The sequence below is a fragment of the Micrococcus sp. Mcc28 genome (genome assembly GCF_024519775.1).
GTDB classification, from domain to species: domain Bacteria; phylum Actinomycetota; class Actinomycetes; order Actinomycetales; family Micrococcaceae; genus Micrococcus; species Micrococcus luteus.
In genome coordinates this window covers 71,234-94,205 of record NZ_JALJRH010000008.1, presented here as the reverse complement: position 1 = coordinate 94,205, position 22,972 = coordinate 71,234, and the positions used below count along the sequence as shown (strand labels likewise).

22 protein-coding genes and 1 tRNA gene are annotated in these 22,972 nt (G+C 73.9%); 11 read left to right on the top strand and 12 right to left on the bottom strand.

The annotated features are described in order from the left end of the window. Window positions 1-87 precede the first annotated feature (87 nt). Window positions 88-2,082 (top strand): glycosyltransferase, encoded by a 1,995-nt coding sequence (locus NR073_RS06120; RefSeq protein ID WP_060974166.1) that lies wholly within the window; start codon window positions 88-90, stop codon window positions 2,080-2,082. Between the two features lie 28 nt (window positions 2,083-2,110). On the opposite strand, the gene NR073_RS06115 is transcribed toward NR073_RS06120, so the two are convergent. The 4 genes from NR073_RS06115 to NR073_RS06100 form a co-directional block, all read right to left on the bottom strand. Then, window positions 2,111-3,202 (bottom strand): glycosyl transferase, encoded by a 1,092-nt coding sequence (locus NR073_RS06115; RefSeq protein WP_060974165.1) that lies wholly within the window; start codon window positions 3,200-3,202, stop codon window positions 2,111-2,113. After that, window positions 3,202-4,329 carry a glycosyltransferase gene (locus NR073_RS06110; protein WP_060974164.1) on the bottom strand — a complete coding sequence of 376 codons (1,128 nt, stop codon included), beginning with the start codon at window positions 4,327-4,329 and terminating at the stop codon, window positions 3,202-3,204. Before NR073_RS06110 ends, NR073_RS06115 begins: the two co-directional genes overlap by 1 nt. A gap of 246 nt (window positions 4,330-4,575) precedes the next feature. Then, a tRNA-Ala gene (locus tag NR073_RS06105) sits at window positions 4,576-4,648 on the bottom strand. A 34-nt stretch (window positions 4,649-4,682) separates the two neighbouring features. After that, complete coding sequence (locus NR073_RS06100; RefSeq protein ID WP_060974163.1) at window positions 4,683-5,093, bottom strand: hypothetical protein; 411 nt, start codon at window positions 5,091-5,093, stop codon at window positions 4,683-4,685. 352 nt (window positions 5,094-5,445) lie between these two features. Between NR073_RS06100 and NR073_RS06095 the strand changes: the two genes are divergently transcribed. The 3 genes from NR073_RS06095 to NR073_RS06085 are packed head-to-tail and all read left to right on the top strand — an operon-like array spanning window position 5,446 to window position 7,536. Then, a complete protein-coding gene (locus tag NR073_RS06095) occupies window positions 5,446-7,143 on the top strand; it encodes a sodium:solute symporter family protein (protein ID WP_060974162.1) in 1,698 nt (565 codons plus the stop codon). 33 nt (window positions 7,144-7,176) lie between these two features. Then, window positions 7,177-7,305 (top strand): putative transporter small subunit, encoded by a 129-nt coding sequence (locus NR073_RS06090; protein WP_036339645.1) that lies wholly within the window; start codon window positions 7,177-7,179, stop codon window positions 7,303-7,305. A 21-nt stretch (window positions 7,306-7,326) separates the two neighbouring features. Then, complete coding sequence (locus tag NR073_RS06085; protein ID WP_020624127.1) at window positions 7,327-7,536, top strand: hypothetical protein; 210 nt, start codon at window positions 7,327-7,329, stop codon at window positions 7,534-7,536. Window positions 7,537-7,568: 32 nt separating this feature from the next. Here the strand turns inward: NR073_RS06085 and NR073_RS06080 are convergent, their stop codons facing one another. The 3 genes from NR073_RS06080 to NR073_RS06070 are packed head-to-tail and all read right to left on the bottom strand — an operon-like array spanning window position 7,569 to window position 10,761. Beyond that, window positions 7,569-8,264, bottom strand: a complete 696-nt coding sequence (locus NR073_RS06080) for an LUD domain-containing protein (RefSeq protein WP_020624126.1) — start codon at window positions 8,262-8,264, stop codon at window positions 7,569-7,571. After that, a complete protein-coding gene (locus NR073_RS06075) occupies window positions 8,261-9,901 on the bottom strand; it encodes a LutB/LldF family L-lactate oxidation iron-sulfur protein (RefSeq protein ID WP_060974161.1) in 1,641 nt (546 codons plus the stop codon). The genes NR073_RS06080 and NR073_RS06075 overlap by 4 nt, the downstream gene beginning before the upstream one ends. After that, on the bottom strand, window positions 9,898-10,761 hold the full coding sequence (locus tag NR073_RS06070; RefSeq protein WP_036339657.1) for a (Fe-S)-binding protein: 864 nt from the start codon (window positions 10,759-10,761) through the stop codon (window positions 9,898-9,900). Before NR073_RS06070 ends, NR073_RS06075 begins: the two co-directional genes overlap by 4 nt. A 201-nt stretch (window positions 10,762-10,962) precedes the next feature. Here NR073_RS06070 and NR073_RS06065 point away from each other — a divergent pair, with 201 nt between their 5' ends. Both NR073_RS06065 and NR073_RS06060 read left to right on the top strand, forming a co-directional pair. After that, window positions 10,963-12,624, top strand: coding sequence for an L-lactate permease (locus tag NR073_RS06065; protein WP_041102623.1), 1,662 nt, complete (start codon window positions 10,963-10,965; stop codon window positions 12,622-12,624). A gap of 79 nt (window positions 12,625-12,703) precedes the next feature. Then, complete coding sequence (locus NR073_RS06060; RefSeq protein WP_036313468.1) at window positions 12,704-13,432, top strand: FadR/GntR family transcriptional regulator; 729 nt, start codon at window positions 12,704-12,706, stop codon at window positions 13,430-13,432. A gap of 55 nt (window positions 13,433-13,487) precedes the next feature. Here the strand turns inward: NR073_RS06060 and NR073_RS06055 are convergent, their stop codons facing one another. After that, entirely contained in the window at window positions 13,488-13,985 is a 498-nt protein-coding gene (locus tag NR073_RS06055) for a DUF456 domain-containing protein (protein ID WP_036339666.1), read from the bottom strand. A 105-nt stretch (window positions 13,986-14,090) separates the two neighbouring features. On the opposite strand from NR073_RS06055, the gene ald reads away from it, so the two are divergent. Beyond that, window positions 14,091-15,233: an alanine dehydrogenase gene (gene ald / locus NR073_RS06050; protein WP_041102622.1), complete on the top strand. Its 1,143-nt coding sequence runs from the start codon at window positions 14,091-14,093 to the stop codon at window positions 15,231-15,233. A gap of 36 nt (window positions 15,234-15,269) precedes the next feature. Here the strand turns inward: ald and pdxT are convergent, their stop codons facing one another. The 4 genes from pdxT to NR073_RS06030 form a co-directional block, all read right to left on the bottom strand. Continuing rightward, the gene (pdxT, locus tag NR073_RS06045; protein ID WP_170721351.1) at window positions 15,270-15,902 is read right to left on the bottom strand and encodes a pyridoxal 5'-phosphate synthase glutaminase subunit PdxT; all 633 of its coding nucleotides are present in this window, start codon (window positions 15,900-15,902) and stop codon (window positions 15,270-15,272) included. Continuing rightward, window positions 15,899-16,843, bottom strand: coding sequence for a pyridoxal 5'-phosphate synthase lyase subunit PdxS (gene pdxS, locus NR073_RS06040; RefSeq protein ID WP_036313496.1), 945 nt, complete (start codon window positions 16,841-16,843; stop codon window positions 15,899-15,901). Before pdxS ends, pdxT begins: the two co-directional genes overlap by 4 nt. A 115-nt stretch (window positions 16,844-16,958) precedes the next feature. After that, window positions 16,959-17,444 carry a DedA family protein gene (locus NR073_RS06035; RefSeq protein WP_060974159.1) on the bottom strand — a complete coding sequence of 162 codons (486 nt, stop codon included), beginning with the start codon at window positions 17,442-17,444 and terminating at the stop codon, window positions 16,959-16,961. A gap of 51 nt (window positions 17,445-17,495) precedes the next feature. Beyond that, window positions 17,496-18,341 (bottom strand): CoA ester lyase, encoded by an 846-nt coding sequence (locus tag NR073_RS06030; RefSeq protein ID WP_101967618.1) that lies wholly within the window; start codon window positions 18,339-18,341, stop codon window positions 17,496-17,498. 158 nt (window positions 18,342-18,499) lie between these two features. Between NR073_RS06030 and NR073_RS06025 the strand changes: the two genes are divergently transcribed. The 4 genes from NR073_RS06025 to NR073_RS06010 all read left to right on the top strand — a co-directional run bounded on the left by NR073_RS06025 (window position 18,500) and on the right by NR073_RS06010 (window position 22,918). After that, complete coding sequence (locus NR073_RS06025) at window positions 18,500-19,234, top strand: GerMN domain-containing protein (protein WP_101967619.1); 735 nt, start codon at window positions 18,500-18,502, stop codon at window positions 19,232-19,234. 72 nt (window positions 19,235-19,306) lie between these two features. Continuing rightward, entirely contained in the window at window positions 19,307-20,521 is a 1,215-nt protein-coding gene (locus NR073_RS06020; RefSeq protein WP_101967620.1) for a PLP-dependent aminotransferase family protein, read from the top strand. A gap of 94 nt (window positions 20,522-20,615) precedes the next feature. Further along, window positions 20,616-22,214: a fumarylacetoacetate hydrolase family protein gene (locus NR073_RS06015; protein WP_101967621.1), complete on the top strand. Its 1,599-nt coding sequence runs from the start codon at window positions 20,616-20,618 to the stop codon at window positions 22,212-22,214. 2 nt (window positions 22,215-22,216) lie between these two features. Further along, the gene (locus NR073_RS06010; protein WP_041102616.1) at window positions 22,217-22,918 is read left to right on the top strand and encodes a GntR family transcriptional regulator; all 702 of its coding nucleotides are present in this window, start codon (window positions 22,217-22,219) and stop codon (window positions 22,916-22,918) included. Window positions 22,919-22,972 lie beyond the last annotated feature (54 nt).

The following is a 22,972-nucleotide window of genomic DNA, read 5'->3' as shown; positions in this document are numbered from 1 at the left end:
ACAGACTAGATTTCGCGACCCCCGACCCGGGACGGGGACACGCCGCCCGCGCGGCATCGCATCCCCCAGGTCAGGAGGCCCTCCCCCGTGAGCATCACCGTCCAGCACGTGCCCGCGCAGCACCCGTACACCCGCGCGATCCGCCCCCTCGACCCGGGCGCCGCGCCGGACGTGGAGTTCCTGCCGGACCCGCCGGTGCCGGGCGCGCCCGCGCACCAGTGGTGGCCGCCCCGGGCCCTGCACGCGGAGTGGCTGGCCGAGCACCGCCCGGACGTGCTGCACGTACACTTCGGCTTCGAGCACTTCAGCCCCGCCCAGCTGGCCGCCGCCCTGGACGCGCAGCACGCGCACGGGGGCGCCGTCGTCGTGACCGTGCACGACCTCGAGAACCCGCACCTGACGGACCAGGGCCCCCACCGAGACCGCCTGGCCGTGCTGCTGGGCCGCGCGGACGCCGTGCTCACGCTCACCCCCGGCGCCGCGGCGACCCTCGCCCGCGACTACGGCGTGCGCGCCCTCGTGGTCCCCCACCCGCACATCGTCCCGCTCGAGGACCTCGTGGCGCAGGGCGACGACGACGCCCCCGGCCTGCTGCCCCCCGACGCGTCCGACGACGGCGACGGCGCGCCCGTCCCCGCCCGCCTGCTGGTGCACGCCAAGGACCTGCGGGCCCAGGTGGCCCCGGTGGCGCTGCTGCCGGTGCTCGCCGCCGCCGTCGGGACGCTGGCCGAGCGCGGTGTCGACGCGCGGGTGACCGTGGAGGTCCAGGACACCGTGCAGGACGAGGACGCCCTGGCCGCGCTGCGCGCAGGCTGCGCCCACCACGGCTTCGAGCTGTGGCAGCACGACCGGCTCGACGACCCCGCCCTGCACGCGCTGCTGCGCGACGTGGACGTGTCCGTGCTGCCGTACCGCATCGGCACCCACTCGGGCTGGGTGGAGATGTGCCGGGACCTGGGGGTGCCGGTGGCCGTCGCGGACATCGGGCACATCGCGGACCAGTCCGGCGCCTGGTTGACCCCCGACTCGCTCGCCGCGTTCGACCCGGAGGATCCCGACTCCCTCGCCGACGCGCTCGAGACGCTGGTGCGCGCCCGCGCGCGCACGGCCCCCGCCGACCCGGCCGCCCGGGCCCGGCAGCGCCGTCGCGTGGCCGCCGCCCACGTGGCGGTCTACCGCGAGGCCCTCGCCCGGGCGCGCGGGGCGCTGCCGAGCGTGTCCGTGCTGGTCATCACGGGGCATCGGGACGAACACCTGGCCCGCGTGATCGCCGGGCTGGAACGCTCCCACCGCCGCCCGGACCAGGTGGTCGTGGTGTTCATGGGCCAGCCGGACGGGCGCGTCCCGGCCACGGACCTGCCCGTCACCGTGGGGCACGTGGCCGCCGAGGCCGGCCTGCCGCTGGCGCAGGCCCGCAACCGCGCGGCCGAGCTCGCCATCGGCGAGATCCTCGTCTTCCTCGACGTGGACTGCATCCCGGCGGCCGAGACCGTCGGCGTGCTGGCCACCGAGGTCGCGGCCCACTCCGGGTCCGTGGTGATGGGCCGGCCCCGCTACCTGCGGCCGGGCTGGGCCAGCGCCGTCGAGGAGGCCGACCTGACCTCGCACCGCGCGGACGCCCTGCTGCGCCGCCTCTCCGTGCCCCACCGGGCGCGCGCGCACCTGACCGCCGGGCCCTCGGACGAGTGGCACCTCGTGTGGACGCTGATCCTGGCGCTGCGCCGCGCGGACCTGGCCCGCATCGGCGGTTTCGACGCGGGCTTCACCGGCTACGGCGCCGAGGACACGGACCTGGCCTTCCGCGCCCGCGGCGCCGGCCTGACGCTGCGGTTCAGCCCCGCCGAGGCGTTCCACCAGCACCACGGCGTGATGACCCCGCCGCTGCACCACCTCGAGGACATCCTGATCAACGCCCGCCGCTTCCGGCAGGTGCACGGCCGATGGGCCATGGAGGGGTGGCTACGCGCGTTCGCGGACGCGGGGCTGATCGCGTGGGACCCCGAGGGCGAGCGGCTCGAGCTGCTGCGTCACCCCACGGAGGCGGAGCTGACGGCCGCCCGCCGCGACGACGCCGCGTACTGAGGGGCGATGCGCCGGGGGCGTGCCGGACTCAGCCCAGGGCACCCTCGATCGCCGCCTCCCAGCGCCGCCGGTACTCGCCCGGCGCCACGAGCAGCAGGCCCGCGAGCCGGTCGGCGGCGGCCGGGTCCGCGAGGGCGCCGCGCACCGCGCCGGCCCAGTCCGCGTCCGGGTCCTCCCACGCGCACCACGGCACACCCGCGGCCCGGTGGATCTCGCGGACGAACACGCGCTGCTCGTCGAACGGCCGCGGCTCGGGGGCGAGCACCACAGGGCGGCCGGAGCGGGCGGCGTCCACCACGGCGTTGTGCCCGGCCGAGACCACCACGACGTCGGCGTCCGCGGCCCGGCGGGCCGGCGCCTGGACCCAGCCGTGCAGCGTCACGGTGGCGGGCATCGCCTCCACCGCGAGCCCGCCCGGCGCCTCCGGATCGCCCACCCCGGCGATCGGGCCGTACACCTCCCACGTCGCCTCCGGCACGGCGGATGCCGCCCGGGCCAGGTCCGCGGCCCGCACCCCGCCGCCGCCTGTCCCGGCGATCACGGCGACGCGCGGGGCGCCGCCCGCGGACGCCGTCGTCGTGGCGCGGGTGCCGAGCCGGCCGGTGACGTCCGCGACCCCGAGGTAGGTGACCCGGTCCGCGTGGACGGCGCGCCAGGCGGGGACCTCGAGCTCGGCGGCGTAGTGGGCGAAGAGGCCGTCGGCCTCGGCATAGACGAGGGCGTGCGCGGGGTCGGTGCGCTCGCCGTGCATGCGGCGGTGCAGCACAGGCCAGCCCGCCAGGCGCAGGAACAGGGCCGCCTCCACGGACACGTCCACCACGCACACGTCCGGCTCCACCCGCTGCGCCGCCGCGTGGAGGGCGTCGAAGCGAGCCCGGATCTCGGGCCCCACCGGGGACCAGTGCAGGGGCGAGCGCGCCGGCTGCTCGTGGCCGGGCACGAGGTCCGAAGGCAGCGGGATGACGGGGACGTCCGTGGGCAGCAGTGCGGCCGCCCGGGGGTGGGCGGTCACGACCGTCACGTCGAACGCCCCGGTCGACGCCAGGCCCGCGGCGTGCCGCATGTGCCCCGCCCCGTGCTGGTGGGCGTAGTAGAGGACCCGCCTGCGGGCCGGGGCCATCAGAGGGACTCCAGGTCCGCCGCCTCGGCGGACGGGCGCGGGACCCTCCGCGGGTCGAACCCGTATGCGTCCTCGGCGGCGGCGAGGTCGCGGGCGTCCTCGGCGGCCTGCTCGAGCAGGTCCACGTAGCCCTCCACCATGGTCTCCGCGCTGAACCGACAGGCCCACGCACGCACGCGTCCCCGGTCCTTGCGGCGGGCGTGACGGATCGAGACCGCGAGCTCCTGCGCCGTGTGGTGCACGGCCAGCGCGCCGGCCTGCGGGGCGACGATCTCCCCCATCGCGCCGCTGAGCAGCGCGGCCACCGGCACGCCGAGCGCCATGGCCTCGACCACGGCGAGCCCGAACGGCTCGGCCCACAGCGGGGTGGCCAGGAAGACCTCGCCCGTGGCCAGCATGTGCGGCAGCGCGTGATGGTCGAGGTGGCCGTGGTAGACGGTGTCCGGACCGAGCCGCGGCACGACCTCCCGGGCGTGGTACTCCTCGTCCGAGATCGGCCCGGCGAAGTGCAGCTCCATGCCCGCGATCCGGGCGGCGTCGATCGCCACGTGCAGGCCCTTCTCCGCCGTGATCCGGCCCGACCACACGGCGCGGCCGCGCACGGGGACGGCGTCGGAGACCCACTGGTGCAGCTCGATCCCGTTGGGCACCACGTCCACCCGCGGCAGCCGGTGCTGCCAGGCCAGCGCGTTCGACGCGGACACCGAGGCCCACCGATGGTGGTCGGGGGCCGTCCAGCCCGAGGCGTCGACGACGGCCAGCACCTCCGCCAGCGTGGCCGGCGTGTGCAGGACGGTGACCACGGGGCGGGCGCGCAGCAGCTCGAGCGGCGCCGGGGAGAGGGAGTTGTTCAGGACGGCGTCGGAGTCGTCATCGAGGATCAACGCGCAGGCCCGGCGGGCGGCCTCCTCGCGCACGCGGGCGCCCGCGCGGCCCGGGCCGGCGCCCTCGGCGGGCAGCACGGCGACGACGTCGCCCGGCACCCGGGTGCCCTCCCGCGCGTAGACGGTGACGTCGTGGCCCCGGCGCACGAGGTGCTCCACGGTCATGGCCGTGTGCATCTCCAGCCCGCCCTCGTAGGGCGAACGAATGGGGTGGAGCATGTGGGTGAGCACGCTGATGCGCATCGGCGTCCCCTTCCCGGCCCGGGCCGGGCCGAACGGCCCCGTGCGGGGCGGCAGAAGCGCGACTGACCTGCGGTGACACGACCGCATCACGTCCGCGCTGACGTACCCCGGCACTGTAGACACCCGGGGGGTCCCCCCGGAAGCGCCGGCCCCCCTCCCGGGGGTGAGGGCAGGGCAGGCGCACACGCCCCCGTCACGAGAAAGTCCCGGCCCGCGACCTCGAGGATCGCGGACCGGGACGGTCCGTGGAGCTAAGGGGAATTGAACCCCTGACCTTTTCATTGCGAACGAAACGCTCTACCAACTGAGCTATAGCCCCAGGTCATGCCCTCCCGCAGGAGTGCACCGGACCATCATACGCCCGACGCCCCCGATCCTCCAATCCGGCGGCGCCCCGCGGCGACCACGCCGAGCACCACACCCGCCAGATCCGCGACGACATCCACCGGGTCCCCCGTCCGCAGCGGCACCCACGCGTGCTGCACGAGCTCGCTCACCGGCGCGTGCACCGCGAACGGCAGCGCCCACCACGCGCTCCGCCCCCGCCACACCGCGAGGAACGCGGGCAGCGCGAACACGGCCACGTGGATCGCCTTGTCCAGTCCGGGCACGGTGAACCCGGCCTCCGGCACCTGCTCGCCCGGCAGGTACAGCACCACCAGCTGCACCGCGACGGCGACGGCCAGCGCCGCCGCCAGGGCGCGGCGCCGTCGTGGGGAAGCGGGGGCGGAGGGAGCGGCCGGGGAGCCGGAAGGAACGGTCATCCGCCCATTCTGTCCGGCTTCTGCGCCGGGCACTCATGGTCCCCGCCCTGCTGAAAAGGAGCTATGTTTTTGCCATTTCTGCGCCGATCATGTGATGATCACCCCATCCGGGTGGGCTCGTTCCGCCAGGATGCCGGTGTTGACAGCGCCGCCCAGGGCCGAGGGACCGCGATGGCTTGAGCAGAGAGCTCGCCGTTCGTGGACTCGGGACCCGGCGGGATGCCCTCCACCTCCCCGGCCCCCTGGCCGCGACGTGATCGGTACGCCACCTTCCGCCCTGCGGAGCCGTGCCCTGACCGGACCGCGCCGGGGGATCGGGACGTCCACAGTCACTCGTGCGAAAGGAAGTCCGATGCCGCCCTCCCAGGACGCAGCATCCCTGACCCAGCTCGGCGTGATCGGGGTGATCCTGCTCGTCGCGCTGTTCTACGGCGGGACCATGATCATGTCCGTGGCCATCTCCAAGAAGAAGGAGAACGCCGACGCCTACATGACGGCCGGCAATCGGATCGGCTTCGGCGTGTCCGCCGCCTCCATGACGGCCACCTGGATCTGGGCCGCCTCCATGTACGCCTCCGTGACCGCCGGCTACACGTACGGCGTCTCCGGCCCCCTCCACTACGGCCTCTGGGGCGCCCTGATGATCCTGTTCATCTACCCGTTCGGCCGCCGCATCCGCGCGGTCGCGCCGCGCGCCCACACCCTCGCCGAGGTCATGTACGCCCGGCACGGCCGCTCGTCGCAGCTCATGCTGGCCGGCTCCAACGTGCTCGGCTCCGTCATCTCCCTGACCTCCAACTTCATCGCCGGCGGCGCCCTGATCTCCCTGCTGTCCCCGCTGTCCTTCGGCGCGGGCATCCTGATCGTGGCCGCGGGCGTGCTGCTGTACACCCTGTGGTCCGGCTTCCGCGCCTCCGTGCTCACCGACTTCGCCCAGGTGATGGCCATGCTCGGCGCGACCGTCATCATCATCCCCGCCGTGTTCTTCGCCGCGGGCGGCCCGGGCATGTTCCAGGCCGGCGTCGAGGCCGGCCACGTCACGGCCCAGCAGCAGAGCTTCTTCTCCTCCGAGGCGTTCATGAACCAGGGGGCGCCGTACATCGCCGCCGTGCTGGCCTACGCGATCGGCAACCAGACCATCGCCCAGCGCCTCTTCGCCGTGCGTGAGGACCTCATCAAGCCCACCTTCATCACGGCCACCCTCGGCTACGGCGGCACCGTGATCGGCGTCGGCATGCTCGGCGTCATGGCGCTCTACCTGGGCGTCGAGCCGCTCGACGGCGACGTCAACAACCTCCTGCCGCAGATGGTCGCCGACCACCTGCCGCTGGCGCTCGTGGCCCTGGCGTTCCTGATGATCATCGGCTCGCTGTCCTCCACCGCCGACTCGGACCTGTCCGCCCTCTCGTCGATCGTGATGACGGACGTCTACGGCCAGTCGGTCGGCCGCAAGAACGCCGACCCGAAGACCATGCTGCTGATCGGCCGCATCACCATGATCGTGGCGACGGCGGCGGCCCTGTACTTCGCCACCGCCAAGTTCGACATCCTCGACCTGCTGGTCTTCGTGGGCGCCCTGTGGGGCTGCCTCGTGTTCCCCGTGATCGCGTCCTTCTACTGGGGCAGGATCACCAACGTCGCGTTCACGGTGTCCGTGCTCGCCGCGCTGGCCGTGTTCCTGCCCGTGCGCTTCGAGTGGATCCCGATCGAGGGAGCCTGGGCGTTCGTGGTGGAGACCCTCGCGATCCTCGGCGTGGGCGTCGTGCTGGGCATCATGTGCTTCGGCTTCTTCGGCCTGCGTCCGGCGGTCGTGGTCGGCGCGATCGCCTCGGTCGTGATGCTGTTCCTCGGCTACGGCTTCCTGCGGGACTACGCCACCCTCACGGGCTCGCTCGTGGCCTACGCCGTGTCCTTCCTCGTGTGCTGGGGGCTGTCCGTCCGCTCCGGGCAGGACTTCGACTTCGACCGGATCGCGCGCGTGACCGGCGACTTCGACCCCGCGACCGAGGACCTGCCGCAGGTCGAGCGCGCCTCGGCCCCCGTGTCCTGATCCCCCGTCCACCGACTCACAAGGAGCATCCGCATGACCGTCGGTCTCACCCTGTACGTCCTGATGTGGCCCGTCCTCGTGCTGGCCGTCCTCGTCGCGATCGCCCGCGGCTTCGTCGCCGACTGGGCCGCGGCCCGCCGCGAGGGCCGCTCGATCATCTGAGGCCTCCGCCGGGGGCGGCCCGTGACCCTGGTGGTCCTCGCCCTCGACACGGTCTTCCGCCTGACGCCCGCCGAGACCTCGGCCGCCATCCCGGGCATCGCCGGGCTCGAACACTTGCTCGTGACCGCCGGTCTCGCGCTGCTGTTCGTCGCCCTGTACGGCGGCGTGCGGGAGCGTCAGGCCCACCTCGAGACGGGCCGCGCCGGCGGCGCCGTCGTCGAGGGGGCCTGACCCGCTCGATCCCCTGCTATACCGCGCCCGCGTCAGCGAGCGCGGTCGAGCAGGATCACGTCCAGGCGGCGCGGCCCGTGCACGCCTTCGACGCGCTCGAGCTCGATGTCGCTCGTGGCCGAGGGACCGGAGATCATGGTGATCGGCGCCGTCGCCTCCACGCGGGCCAGCGCCTCCGGGAAGAGCTCCACCACGGAGTCCAGCGGCACGATGCACACGTGGTGGTCCGGGACCAGGGTGATCGCCCGGCGGCCCTCGTCCGGGCGGCCGCTGAGGAAGATCGTCCCGGTCTCCGCGCAGGAGACCGTCGAGGACGTCACCACCGCGTCCACCTCGTTCAGCGCGTCCACGCTGAGGGGCTCGCGCTCGCCGTCGTGGGCGCCGCGGACCGCGGCCCGCTCCCCCGTGTGGCCCACCGCGGGCTCCGTGATGCGCTCCCGGCCTGCCCCGCGGGAGTCCGTGGGGAGCCAGTCCGGCTCCAGGCCGGCCGGCACCACGTACCGGGCGTCCGGGCCGAGCAGCTCGGCGATGGCCGCGGCCACCGTCTCCTCGGTCTCGTCCCGCACGGAGGCCCGGTAGTCGATCAGCCGATCGCGCAGCATCTCCACCACCTCGGCCCGGTCCCGGGAGGAGGTCCGCCGGTAGGTGCGCTGCACCGGGTCCGCGACCGGCCCGTCCGCCGTCGCCTCGCGGATGCGCCGCAGGATCTCGGCCTTCGCCTCGCTCATCGTCCGTCCTCCTCGACGTGCTCGTCCTCCTGGCGGTCCAGCCCGGCGACGCCGTCCAGGGCGGTCCGGTGCTCGGTCTCATCCTTGTGGCGGGCCCACCAGTTGCGGAAGGACTCCCGCGGGGGCGCCGGCACGTCACGCTCGTCGGTCCACCCGCCGGCGATGCCCGGCAGCCAGCCGAGCACCCGGTCCGGCCCGGCCGCGACCCGGCCCAACCCCAGGCCCCGCTCGGCCAGCGACATGCGCCGACCCGAGGACATCACCACGGAGGCGCCCTTCATCGCCACGTCCATCTGCGAGGGCGTGACGGACTCCACCGCCGCCTTGGCGCGGGCCAGGGGGCCGGCAGCGGCGTCCTTCTCCGTGCGCAGGGCCTTCCGGGCGGCGTGGGTGGCCTGCACGTCCTCGTCCCGGAGGTGGATGAGGATCGAGGGGATGTCGATGGCCACGGGGCAGACGTCGTAGCACGCGCCGCACAGCGTGGAGGCGTAGGGCAGGGTGCCGTTCTCCCCCGCGTCCACACCGGTGAGCTGCGGGGAGAGGATCGCGCCGATCGGGCCCGGGTAGACCGAGCCGTAGGCGTGGCCGCCGGTCTGCTCGTACACGGGGCACACGTTCATGCACGCCGAGCAGCGGATGCAGTGCAGCGCGGAACGGCCCTTCGGGTCGGACAGCACCGCGGAGCGGCCGTTGTCCAGCAGGACCAGGTGGAACTCCTGAGGACCGTCGCCCTCGGTGACGCCCGTCCACATGGAGGTGTACGGGTTCATCCGCTCGCCCGTGGACGAGCGCGGCAGCAGCTGCAGGAACACCTCGAGGTCCTCGAAGGTGGGCACGAGCTTCTCGATGCCCATCACGGTGATCAGCGTCTCCGGCAGGGTCAGGCACATGCGGCCGTTGCCCTCCGACTCGACGACGGAGAGCGTGCCCGTCTCGGCGACGCCGAAGTTCGCCCCGGAGATCGCCACCTTCGTGCTCAGGAACTTCTCGCGCAGGTGCCGGCGTGCGGCCTCGGCCAGATCGGCCGGCTCGGAGGTGAGGCTCTCGTCCGTGTCCGGCATCTCCCGGAGGAAGATATCCCGGATCTCCCGGCGATTGCGATGGATCGCCGGGACGAGGATGTGGCTGGGCCGGTCGTGGCCGAGCTGGACGATGAGCTCGGCCAGGTCCGTCTCGACGGCGGCCACGCCGGCATGCTCGAGCGCGGCGTCCAGGCCGATCTCCTGGGTGGCCATGGACTTGACCTTGATCACCTCGTCCACGCCCTTGGCGGTGACGAGCTCCGTGATGATGCGGTTGGCCTCGGCCGCGTCCCGGGCCCAGTGCACGACGCCGCCGCGCGCGGTGACCTCGGACTCGAGCCGCTCCAGGAGCGCGGGCAGGTCCGCCATGACGGACTGCTTCAGCGCGGAGCCGGCGGCGCGCAGCTCCTGCCAGTCCGGCAGCTCCTCGACGACGCCGGCACGCTTGGCACGGATGGTGTGCGTGGCCCGGCGGATGTTGGCGCGCATCTGACCGTTCCCCAGCTGCTCGCGGGCAGACTCGGGGAACGGGGTGTTCAGCAGGATCTCGCCCTCGCCGTGGACGGGGCGGACGGTGGGCATTCCCAGGCGCACGCGGGTGGGTGCGGTGCTCATCGGCGGGCCTCCTCAACACGGGCGGACGGTCCGCGGCGGGCGCCGGCGGACGCGGGGATGGACAGTTCGACGGGGCCGTCGACCTCGAGCGGGTTCTCCCGGGTGGCCGCGAGGATCTCGGCGAGGTGCACGGTGCGCAGCGGGCGGCCGTCCTGGCCGCGCGCCTCGCGACGGTGCATGGCCCCGTCCAGGTGGAGCAGGCAGGAGGCGTCGCCGCCCGTGCAGAGGGAGGCGCCGGACGCGGTGACCTTCTCGATCTTCTCCTCCGCGATGGCGGCGGAGACGTCCGGGTTCTTCAGGGAGAAGGTGCCGCCGAAGCCGCAGCACTCCTCGGCGTCCGGCAGCGGTCGCAGGTCGATGTCCGCGACGGTGCGCAGCAGGTCCTCCTGGCGCGAGCCCAGGCGCAGCAGGCGCATGCCGTGGCAGGAGGGGTGGTAGGTCACGGTGTGCGGGAACCAGGAGCCGAGCTGGGCCCCGGCGTCCGTCACCCCGAGGACGTCCGTGAGCAGCTGCGACAGCTCGAGGGTGCGGGAGGCGACGACCTCGGCGTCGCGGGCCAGACCCTCGTCCCCGCCGGAGCGGGCGACGTCCGGCTGCTGGTGGCCGAGCGAGGCCACGCAGGAGGCGGAGGGGGCGACGGCGAGGTCGTAGTCGGCCTTCATGAAGGTGCGGACGTGGTTGCGCACGACGGGCAGGGCGTCCTCCATGTATCCGCTGTTGACGTGCATCTGCGAGCAGCAGACCTGGCCGGGCGGGAAGACGACCTCATGGCCGAGCCGCTCGAGGATGCGGACGGTGGCGAGGGCCACCTTGGGGTACATCGCGTCCACGATGCACGTGGCGAACAGGGCGATTCTCATGCCGGTCTCCGTTCCGGACGGGGCGCCTGGGGCGCCGTGCGGTGCCGCAGCACACGGGTGCCGTAGTGGTCAGACCATATCATGCCAGCCTCTTGCGAGGTGACCGCCCTCACAGTACGCTCCTTGGTCTGACCACAGTGGTCCGACCATCACCGGCCCGACCGGATCCCGCCCCGTCCCCTCGCCCACCGGGAGACCCCCGTGCACACCTTCACCCCCACCCCCGATGCCGCCGGCAGCGTCGCGCTCTCCGCCGCGCTCGGCGTCCTGCCCCTGCTGACGTTCTTCGCCACCCTCCTCGGTCTGCGCCTCAAGGCCTGGCAGTCGGGGCTCGCCGCGCTCGTGGTGGCCCTGCTCGTGGCCGTGCTGGGCTTCCACATGCCGGCCCACCTGGCGGCGCTGGCCGCCGCCCAGGGAGCGACCTTCGGCCTGTTCCCGATCGTCTGGATCGTCGTGATGGCGCTGTGGTTCTACCAGGTCACCGTGCTCTCCGGGCGATTCGACGACATGCGCGCGATCTTCGACTCGCTCGGCGGCGGAGACATCCGCATCCAGGCCGTGCTCATCGCGTTCTGCTTCGGCGGCCTGCTCGAGGCCCTCGCCGGCTTCGGCGCCCCCGTGGCCATCACGGCCACCATGGTGCTCGGCCTGGGTGTGCCCCCGCTGCGGGCGGCCACCGCCGTGCTGCTGGCGAACACCGCGCCCGTGGCCTTCGGCGCCGTGGGCACCCCCATCACCACCGCGGGCACGCTCACCGGCATCCCCGCCACGCACATCGGCGCGATCGTCGGCCACCAGGCCCCGTTCGTGGCCGTGTTCGTGCCGTTCCTGCTCGTGTTCATCATCGACGGGCTGCGCGGCGTGCGGCAGACGTGGCCGGCACTGATCGTGATCGGCGCGAGCTTCGCCGTCGCCATCTGGCTGGCCTCGACCTACTTCTCCTACGAGCTCACCGACGTCGTGGCCTCCCTGGTCTCCCTCGCCGCCGCCGTCCTGCTGCTGCGCTTCTGGCGGCCGCGGGGCGCCGAGGAGGCCCGCCAGCGCCTCGACGCCCCCGCCCGCGCGGCGGCGCAGGACCTCACCCCCGGCCGGATCTTCATGGCCGTGCTGCCCTACATCGTGGTCGTGGCCGTGTTCGCCCTGGCCAAGCTGGTCCCCTCGATCACCGCGGCCCTGAACTCCGCCACCGCCAAGATCCCGTGGCCCGGGCTCGACGGGCACCTCGTCGACGCCTCCGGCGCGCCCCTGGCGAGCACCGTGTACAAGTTCGAGTGGCTGGCCTCCCCCGGCACGCTGCTGCTGATCGCCGGCCTGATCATGGCCGTGGTCTACTCCCGGTTCGACCACGACGGCCGGTTCCCGCTCTCGGTGGGGAACGCGCTCGCCGAGATCGGCCGCTGCTTCGCCCGCATGCGCTGGTCCGCCCTGACGATCGTGATCGTGCTCTCCCTGGCCTACGTCATGAACTTCTCGGGCCAGACGGTCGCCATGGGCACGTGGGTGGCCGGCCTGGGCGCGGCCTTCGTGTTCCTGTCCCCGGTGCTCGGCTGGCTCGGCACCGCCGTGACCGGCTCGGACACCTCCGCGAACGCCCTGTTCTCCACCCTGCAGCAGACCGCCGCCACGAACATCGGCGCCGATCCGGCCCTGCTGGTGGCCGCCAACACCTCCGGCGGCGTCGTGGGCAAGATGATCTCCCCGCAGTCCCTGGCGATCGCCGCGACGGCGGTCGGCATGGAGGGCCGGGAGTCCGAGATCCTGCGCCGCGTGGTGGTGTGGTCGCTCTTGCTCCTGCTGGCGGTGTGCACGCTCGTGTACCTGCAGTCCAACGTGCTGGCGTGGATGCTGCCGGCGGCGGGCTGACCGCCTGCACCACCCGAGCGGGGCGGCGTCCATCGGTAGGATGGACGGTCGCCGCCCCGCCCCCTCGGAAGGTCCGTCCATGACCGCTGCCCCCGCCTACACCATCGTGCTCGACTGGCTCGAGGCCGAGCTGCGCTCCGGCGCCGTGGTCGTGGGGGACAAGCTGCCCGGCGAACGCACCCTGGCCGAACGCTTCGGCATCTCCCGGGCGTCCGTGCGGGAGGCCACCCGGATGCTCGAGGCCATGGGCCTGATCCGCGCCAGCGCCGGCTCCGGGCCGAACTCGGGCGCCGTCGTCGTCTCCGAGCCGTCCGCGGCGCTGGGCTGGGCGCTGCGCCTGCACATCGCCACCCGGTCCCTGCCGATGGCCGACGTCGTCGCCGCGCGCGTGCTCCTCGAGACCGATGCGGCGCAGGCGGCCGCCGCCACCTCCGGCGACCCCGAGAGCGTCGCCGTCCTGGCCGAGGTGGAAACCCTGCTGGACCGGATGGACGACCCCGCGCTGCCGGAAGAGGACTTCCACCTGCTCGACACCGAGTTCCATGTGCGGCTGGCCACCCTGGGCGGGAACGTCGTGACGGCGATGATGCTGGACTCCCTGCGCCAGGCGACCATCGGCTACGTGACCGAGACCGTGGCCGGGCTGTCCGACTGGCCCGCCGTGCGCGCCGGCCTGCAGGCCGACCATCGGCGGATCCTCGCCGCCTCCGCCGCCGGGGACGGCCGGGCGGCCGCGCAGGAGCTGCGGGAGCACGTCCTCGGCTTCGCCGCCCTCGCCCAGACCGGCAGGGTGCCCGCCGGCGGCTGAGCCGGCGAAGGGTCCGGCGCGCGCGGGGTCCCGCCGGACGGACGGCTCCGGCGGTTCAGGCGGTGACGCCGTGCACCAGGGCGCCCACGCCCACGGCGGTCAGCGAGCCCAGCGCACAGCAGAACTCCACGAGCATGCCCATGCCCATGGCCGTGAGCGCGCCGATCGAGCTGCTGAGCGCGGCCCGGGCGTCCCGGGTGCGGGCCCACTGGGAGGCGAACAGGCCGACGGCGAAGCCGAGGAACAGCCCTACCACCGGGATCACGAAGAACCCGACGGCGGCGCCGGCCACCCCCCACAGGATCGGGCCGCGGGTGACGCGTTCACGTCGCAGCCGTCGGCCGGTCAGCACCGCGGACGCGCTCAGCCCCGCCACGGCGAGACCGGCCGCGATGACGCCGAACGTCCAGGACGCGGGGGAACCCAGCAGCGCGGCCCACCCGAGAGCCGTCACGAGGTTGAGCAGCGAGCCGGGCAGGACGGGGTACACGGTGCCCACCAGCCCCACCAGGAGCAGGAGCACGGCCACGAGGGAGATCAGCGCGGGAGTCACCGCACCAGTATGACGGGACGGGCACCGCGGTGACGGCGGCACCGGCGACCGCGCAGCGGCCCCCGCGCCCTCGCCGGAACGGGCCGGATGGGCTAGATTCGCCGCATGTTGGTCGCCGTGCCCACCGAAGTGAAGAACAACGAGTTCCGTGTGGCCCTGACGCAGGGCGGGGTCCAGGAGCTGGTGCGCGCAGGCCACCAGGTCCTCGTGCAGTCGGGGGCCGGCGTCGGCTCCGGCGCCTCGGACCAGGACTACCGCGACGCCGGCGCCGAGCTGGTCGACGACGTCGACGAGCTCTGGGAGCGCGCCGAGCTGGTCCTCAAGGTCAAGGAGCCGCAGCCGGAGGAATACGGCCGCCTGCGCCGCGGCCAGGTCCTCTTCACCTATCTGCACCTGGCCGCCTCCCCCGCGTGCACGCGGGCGATCCTGGACGCCGGCACGACGGCGATCGCCTACGAGACGGTCACCCGCGGTCGCTCCCTGCCGCTGCTGGCCCCCATGAGCCAGGTGGCCGGCCGCCTGGCCCCCGCCGCGGGCGCCTACCACCTCCTCCAGCCGCAGGGCGGCTTGGGCGTGCTGATGGGCGGCGTGCCCGGCACCCGCCGCGCCCGGGTGGCCGTGATCGGCGGAGGGGTGGCCGGCGAGGCGGCGGCCGTGATCGCCGCGGGCATGGGCGCGGACGTGACCGTCCTGGACATCTCCCTCGAGCGGCTCGCGCAGCTGGACGCCGTCCACCAGGGTCGGATCCGCACGCTGGCCTCGTCCCACCTGAACATCGGCGAGACCGTGGCGGACGCGGACCTCGTGATCGGCTCCGTGCTGATCCCCGGCGCCGCGGCCCCGAAGCTGGTGACCGCCGAGATGGTGGAGTCCATGCGGCCCGGCTCCGTGCTGGTGGACATCGCGATCGACCAGGGCGGCTGCTTCGAGAACTCGCGGGCCACCACCCACCAGGATCCGACGTACCTCGTGGGGGACAAGATCTACTACTGCGTCTCCAACATGCCCGGCGCCGTGCCGCAGACCTCCACCTCGGCCCTGACCAACGCGACGCTGCCCTACATCAAGCGCATCGCCGACCTCGGATGGCGCGCCGCGCTGGCCGCGGACGAGGGCTTCGCCGGGGGCCTCAACGCGCACGACGGCGTCCTCACCCTGCCCTCCGTCGCCACGGCCGTGGCCGACGAGCTCGGCCTGGACCCCCAGAAGGACGTCCGCGTCACCTCCGAGGTGCTCGCGGAGGCCTGAGCCCCGCGCCCGTCGCGCGCGGGGCCGGCCGGCCGCTCAGAGCCCCGCGAGGAACGCCCGGTGGAAGGACCAGTCGCCGGTCACCTCAGGGTGGAAGGCCGTGGCGAGCAGGTGGCCCTGCCGCACGGCCACGGGCAGCCGCGCGTCGCCGTCGAGCCCCGGTTCCGCCGCGGGCACGGACAGGCGCGACGCCGGCACGCTCGCCAGGACCTCGACGCCCTCCCCCGCCTGGACGACGGCGGGGGCGCGGATGAACACGGCGTGCACCGGCTCCGCCGCGACCGCGGGGATGTCCAGGTCCTCCTCGAACGAGTCCACCTGCGCGCCGAAGGCGTTGCGCCGCACGGCCACGTCCAGCACGCCGAGCCCGCCCTGATCCGGCGCCGGGTTGCGGATCTCGCGGGCCAGCATGATCAGCCCCGCGCACGTGCCGTAGGCGGGCAGCCCGTCGCGGAGGGCGGCGATGAGCGGGTCCTTGAGCCCCATGATCCGGGCGAGGCGGTCCATCACGGAGGACTCGCCGCCGGGCAGCACGATGCCGTCCAGACCCTCGAGGTCCGCGGGGCGGCGCACGGGGCGCGTGCGCGCGCCGAGGGACTCGAGCACGTGGGCGTGCTCCCGCACGTCGCCCTGGAGGGCGAACACGCCGACGGTCTTCTGTGGACTCACCAGCCGCGCTCGGCCAGGCGGTGCGGGGCGGGCAGGTCGCCCACGTTGATGCCCACCATGGCCTCACCCAGGCCGCGGGAGGCCTCGGCGACCGCCATCGGGTCGTCGAACTGGGCGGTGGCCTTGACGATGGCGCGGGCGCGCTCGGCCGGGTTGCCGGACTTGAAGATGCCGGAGCCCACGAACACGCCGTCGGCGCCCATCTGCATCATCAGGGCTGCGTCGGCCGGGGTGGCCACGCCGCCGGCGGTGAACATCACGACGGGCAGGGCGCCGGTCTCGGCGACCTCGCGCACCAGCTCGTACGGCGCCTGCAGCTCCTTCGCGGCCACGTACAGCTCGTCCTGGGCCAGGCCCTGGAGCTGGGCGATCTCCTTGCGGATGGTGCGGATGTGCTTCACGGCCTCGGAGACGTCGCCGGTGCCGGCCTCGCCCTTGGACCGGATCATGGCCGCGCCCTCGGTGATGCGGCGCAGGGCCTCGCCGAGGTTGGTGGCGCCGCACACGAAGGGCACGTCGAAGTCCCACTTGTCGATGTGGTTCACGTAGTCCGCCGGGGAGAGCACCTCGGACTCGTCGATGAAGTCCACCTTGAGCGCCTGCAGCACCTGGGCCTCCACGAAGTGGCCGATGCGCGCCTTGGCCATCACGGGGATGGACACGGCCTCGACGATGCCGTCGATCAGGTCGGGGTCGGACATGCGGGCCACGCCGCCCTGGGCGCGGATGTCGGCCGGGACCCGCTCGAGCGCCATGACGGCCACGGCGCCGGCGTCCTCGGCGATGCGCGCCTGCTCCGCGTTGACGACGTCCATGATCACGCCGCCCTTCATCATGTCCGCCAGGCCGCGCTTGACGCGGGTCGTGCCGGTGCCGCGGGCGCCGTCGTCGGCGGCGGAGGCGGTGGAGGCGGAGAAGCTGCGGGCGCGCTCGTCGCTCATGGTGGTCCTTCCGAAGGGGTGGCGGCCCCGGCCGCGGGGCGGCTGGCCGGGGCGAAGACGCGGTCAACTCTAGTCCCCCGGCGGCGCAGCCCGGCCCGCGTCACGGACGACGACGTCACCCGGCCCCGTGCCGGCGCAGCGTGCGGCGTCGGCGCCACACGACGAACGCAGCCACGGCCGCGAGGATCAGCACGAGGGCGAGGGCGCCCCGGCCCTCTCCGAGCGCCGCGCCGATGACGGCCCACACCACGGCCATCCCGACGGTCCCGTACACCACGCCCCACAGGAACGTGCCGAGCGCGGCCGCCGGCAGGAACCGGCGCCAGGGCATGCGGGCGACGCCGGCGGAGCCGATCACCGCCGTCTGGATGCCCACCGTGAGGTAGCAGAACGGGATGGCCCACACCCCGTGGCGCTGGATGAAGCGCTGGGCGCGGACATAGACGGGCCCCTCCATCACGCGGGCGAACCAGCGGGTCCGCTCGACGCCGGAGGCCAGCCCCCGCCCGAGCGAGAACACGATCAGGGTGCGCAGGATCGCCAGCATCCAGAAGAACCCGATGGACCACAGCAGCGGCAGCCCGTCGATCCACGCCATCATGGGCGGAGCCACCCGTCGGTGCGGGGACTCATGCGCGCGCCCCGGCCGTGCTCACGCGTTCCAGAGCCCGTACGAGTCCGCGAGGTCCGCGATCTTCTGGGCGCGCAGCACGCGGGGCAGGTACGAGCCGTCGCCGACGGCGGCGCCCTGAGCATGCTTCTCGAGCAGGTCGCGGGCCCACGCGAGCTCGTCCTCGGACGGGGACATCGCCCGGTTGACCCAGTCCACCTGATCCCGGTTCAGGACGAGGCGGCCGGTCATGCCCATCGAGGCGGTGACGGCGCTGGAGTCGACGACCGCGTCCTCACCGTCCGCGTTGCCGGGCGGTCCGTCGATCGCCCCGGGCAGACCGCCCACGCGGGAGGCGATCACCATGCGGGAGCGGGCGTAGGCCATGGCCAGCGGGTCCTCGCCGACGCCGACGTCCTTGCGGAAGTCGTTCACGCCGAAGGCGAGACGGAACGTGCCCGGCGCCTTGGCCACGGCCGTGGCGTTCTCGATGCCCAGGGCGGACTCCAGCAGGGCGATCACCGGGGTGCCGGCGCGCAGACGCATCGCGGTGAACGTGACCTGCTCCGGCTCCTCGGTCTCGGCCAGCACGACGCCGCGCACGCCGTCGAGACCCGCGAGCGCCTCGAGATCCCGCTGCCAGTGGACCGTGGAGGTCGCGGAGATGCGCACCCACGCCGTCATGCCACCGGAGAGGGCGTCCACGACGTGCTGGCGGGCCGCGTCCTTCTGCTCCTCCGGCACGGCGGCCTCGAGGTCGAAGATGACGGAGTCGGCCTCGGAGGCCAGGGCGGGGGCGAACGCGTCGGGGGTGGCCGCGTTGACCAGCAGCCAGGAGCGGCTGAGCTTGGCGGGCAGGGCGGCGGCGCGACGGTTCCTCACGGGCATGGCCTCCAGCCTAGCCCGCCGCGGCCGTCCGCCCGCGGGCCCCTTCCCACCCGCGGGAGGCCTCACATCCGCTCGCAGCGGGCGAGACGGACGGCCGTAGCATGGAGAGGCCGTCGGTCCGTCCGACGCCGCCGACCCCCGACCGCCAGGAGTACCCGATGCGCCCGCCCTCCCCTTCCCGCGCCCTGCGGATCACGGGTGCCGTGGCCGCCGCGTGCCTGCTGGCCGGCTGCGCGGTCGCCCCCGACCTGGCCGAGGACTCGGCGTCCGACGACGGCGTGCCCCTGCCCGCGACGGAGGGGTATCAGCCGCTGACGGTCCACCTCGCCGTCGCGGAACCGGAGGCGGTCCCGGGGACGAGCGGCCGGCCCTTCGGCTGCGGCGACCTGCTGGTGCCCGTGCAGACCGTGCCGACGGACACCGAGGACGAGGCGGACACCGCCCTGGACTTCCTGTTCGCGGACGAGCGCGGCTGGCACGGCGACCCGTCGCTGTGGAACGCCGTGTTCGACGCGCGCGAGACCCTCACCCCGACCGGGCACCGCCGCGAGGGCGACGTGGAGATCTTCACCTTCACCGGCACCGTGACGCCGGAGGACGAGTGCACGGCCGAACGGATCCGCGCCCAGCTGCAGGCGACCGCCGCCGCCTTCACGTCCGCGGGCCAGGTCCGACTCGAGGTGGACGGCCGGGACCTCGACGACGTGTTGGGGCTCGAACCGCTCCGCCTCGGCGAGTCCGTGGACGTCCCGCAGGGGGACCCCACGCCGAGTGGGGAGCCGAGCGACGGATCCGGCGGGCAGACGTGGGCGCCGGCCGAGGAGTCGTCGTGGGGTCCCGCCGAGCCGACCCAGGGCACGTGGTCCCCCGGCCAGGAGCCGAGCGCCCCCTGACCGCGCGACCCGCCGTCGTCGCCCGTCATCGGACCTTCGGGCACGGCCGCGCCGTGCTATAGGGTGCCGAGCGTGCGGAACCTCCGAGATCACCTGTCCCAGCGCGCCGTCGGCGTGAAGCAGTCCGCGGTCCGCGACGTCTTCGACATCGCGATGGACCCGAACCTCATCTCGCTCGCGGGCGGGAACCCGTGGCTCGCCGACCTGCCCCTCGACGAGCTGGGCCGGATCGCCTCCGACCTGATGACCCGGTTCGGCACGGAGTCCCTGCAGTACGGCCCGGGCCAGGGCACCGAGGAGATGCGTGCCGCCGCAGCCACCGTCATGGCCGCCGACGGCATCCCGGACGCGGATCCCGACCTCGTGGTCATCACCCCCGGCTCGCAGGCCGCGATCGACACCGCCTGCCGGGCGTTCGCGAACCCGGGCGACGTCGTCGTGGTGGAGGACCCCACGTTCGTGGGCGCGTTGACCACCTTCACCACCTGGCAGCTCGAGGCCGTGGCCACGGGCACCGACGACCACGGCCTGGTGCCCGCGGCCCTCGACGAGACCCTGACCCGCCTGGCCGCCGAGGGCCGCCGCGTGGCCTTCCTCTACACGATCCCCTCGTTCGCGAACCCCTCGGGCGCCCTGCTGCCCCCGGGCCGCCGCGCCGAGGTGGGCGCGATCTGCGAGAAGCACGGCGTGCTCATCGTGGAGGACAACCCGTACGGGCAGATCGCGTTCGACGGCGAGCCCGTCGCCCCGATCGCCGCCGACCACCGGGACAACGTGGTCCACCTCGGCACGATGTCCAAGATCTTCTCCCCGGGCATGCGCATCGGCTGGGCGCTCGTGCCGGCCGCGCTCCAGCGCGAGTTCTACCTGTGCGCGGAATCGGCCTACATCCACGCGTCCACGTACTCGCAGATGCTCTCCACCGCCTTCGTCACGCAGCTGGACTGGCAGGGCCACGTCCGCCACGTGACCGGGCTGTACCGCGAGCGGGCCGCGGCGCTCGTGGACGCGGTGCGTGAGCACTGGGACCCGGCGGTCGAGTTCATCACCCCGCAGGGCGGCTTCTTCCTGTGGGCCACCCTGCCGGCCGGAGTGGACACCCTCGAGGTGATGCACCGCGGCATCGAGGCGGGCGCGGTGTTCGTGCCGGGGGCGGCCTTCACCCCCGTCGAGGGCACACACTCCACCCTGCGCCTGGCGTACTCGTTCGTGGAGGCCGAGAAGCTCGTGGAGGGCGTGCGGCGCCTGGCCCCCGCGGTGAACGAGTCGATCGACCGGGCCCGCTGAGCCGCGGCGGGCGCCCACGACGACGTCGGCCCGGCGCGTCTGCCGGGCGTGCGGCCTCTTCCCCCGGCCCGCGAGATCGTATACGATCTCGACCATGACGCAGAGCACACCGGACCCCACGCCCACCGTCACCGAGCACGACTTCACCGTCCGGGAGAACCGGCCGGGCAAGGTGCTCGCCGTCCACCTGAACTACCCCTCCCGCATCGCCCAGCGGGGCCGGTCCCCGCAGGCCCCCGGCTACTTCCTCAAGGCCGGCACCTCCCTCGCCGGCAGCGGCGACACCATCGAGCGCCCCGCCGGCACCGAGCTGCTCGCCTACGAGGGCGAGATCGCGCTGATCATCGGCCGCACCGCCCGGCGCGTCAGCCCGGAGGAGGGCTGGTCGCACGTCTCCGGCATCACCGCCGCCAACGACTGGGGTCTCTACGACCTCCGCCACGCGGACAAGGGCTCCAACGTCAAGAACAAGTCCGGCGACGGCTTCACCCCGCTCGGCCCCGCGGTGATCTCCGCCGCGGGCCTGGACCCGGCCGCCCTGCGCGTGCGCACCTGGGTCAACGGCGAGATCGTCCAGGACGACACCACCGAGGGCCTCGTCTTCCCGTTCGGCCAGCTCGTGGCCGACCTCTCGCAGCTCATGACGCTCGAGGAGGGCGACGTCATCCTCACCGGCACCCCCGCCGGATCCTCCGTGGCCCAGCCGGGCGACGTCGTCGAGGTGGAGGTGGACGCCCCCAGCGCCCCCGGCGCACCGACCACCGGCCGCCTGGTGACGACGGTCGTCGACTCGGAGCACTCCCTGGCCCCGTTCGGCGCGCAGCCGCAGGTGGACGACGTGCAGCGCGAGGAGGCCTGGGGCTCCCGCGAGGCCGCCGGTCTGGCCCCGCAGGCCGCGGCGCCGTCGTCGTCCGCGGTGGACGAGAACGGCCACTGGGTCGCGAGCGCCCCGCAGCCGGACCGCTCCCTGCTGACCCCGGAGCTGCGCGCCAAGATCGACGCCATCGCGGTGGCCACCCTCACCGCCCAGCTGCAGAAGCGCGGCGTCCAGAACGCGACCATCGACGGCCCGCGCCCGATCCACCGGGGCCGGCGCGTCCTCGGCTACGCGAAGACCCTGCGCTACATCCCCAAGCGCGAGGACCTGGCCAAGGAGTTCGGCGGCGGCTTCAACGCCCAGAAGCGGGCCATCGACTCGGTGCAGCCGGACGACGTGGTGGTCATGGAGGCCCGTGGCGAGCACGGCACCGGCACCCTCGGGGACGTCCTGGCCCTGCGCGCCCAGGTGAACGGCGCGAACGCCGTGATCACGGACGGCGGCATCCGCGACTCCGCCGCCGTCGCCGAGGTCGGCCTCCAGGTGTACGCCGGCGCCACGCACCCGGCGGTGCTGGGCCGCCGTCACATCCCGTGGGAGGTCGGCGGCACCATCGCCTGCGGCGGCACCACCGTGCAGCCCGGCGACATCATCGTCGGCGACGACGACGGTGTGGTGGTCATCCCGCCGTCCCTGCTCCAGGAGGTCGTGGACGACGCCTACGAGCAGGAGCTCCAGGACGCCTGGGCGTACGAGCAGGTCAAGGCCGGCTACCCGGTGGACGGGATGTTCCCCCCGAACGCCGAGTGGAAGGCCAAGTTCGCCGAGTACCGCAAGACCCTGCCGGACGCCCCGGCCCCGGAGGGCGACGCCTGAGCATGCGCCGCACGGACATCGGAACGGTCGGCCTCGCAGGCGCCCCCGTCTCCAAGGCGGACCGCGCCTACCAGGCGATCCTCGAGGGGATCCGGGACCAGCGCCACGAGCCGGGCGACCGGCTGGTGCTGTCCCAGATCGCCGCGGAGCTGGGCATGTCCGTGGTGCCCGTGCGGGAGGCGATCCGCCGCCTGCAGTCCGAGAAGCTGGTGGCCTACGAGCGCAACGTGGGCGCCACCGTGGTGGGCATCGACCCGGTCGAGTACCGCCACACCATGGAGACGCTGGCGCTGGTGGAGGGGTTCTCCACCGCCCAGTGCGCCCCGCACGTGACCGCCGAGGACCTCGCGGCGGCCCGCGAGGTGAACGCGACCATGCGCGCGATGACGGAGTCGGAGACGGCCTGGGACCCGGTGGCGTTCACCGAGCTCAACCGTCGCTTCCACTCGATCCTGTTCGAGCATCACCAGAACGAGCACGTGCACGACCTGGTGCACCGCGGCTGGAACCGCCTGGCCGCGCTGCGCTCCTCCACGTTCGCGTACGTGCCCGGTCGGGCGGTGGCCTCCGTGGACGAGCACGAGCACCTGCTGCGCCTGATCGAGGACGGGGCGCGCTTCGAGGAGATCGAGGCCGCCGCCCGCGCCCACCGCCTGAACACCCTGCACGCCTACCTGGAGCACAGCGCCGAGCCGTCCGCGTGACCGCCGGCCGGACCGGCGCCGACGCCGGCTGCTCCAGGCCCCGATCATCAGACC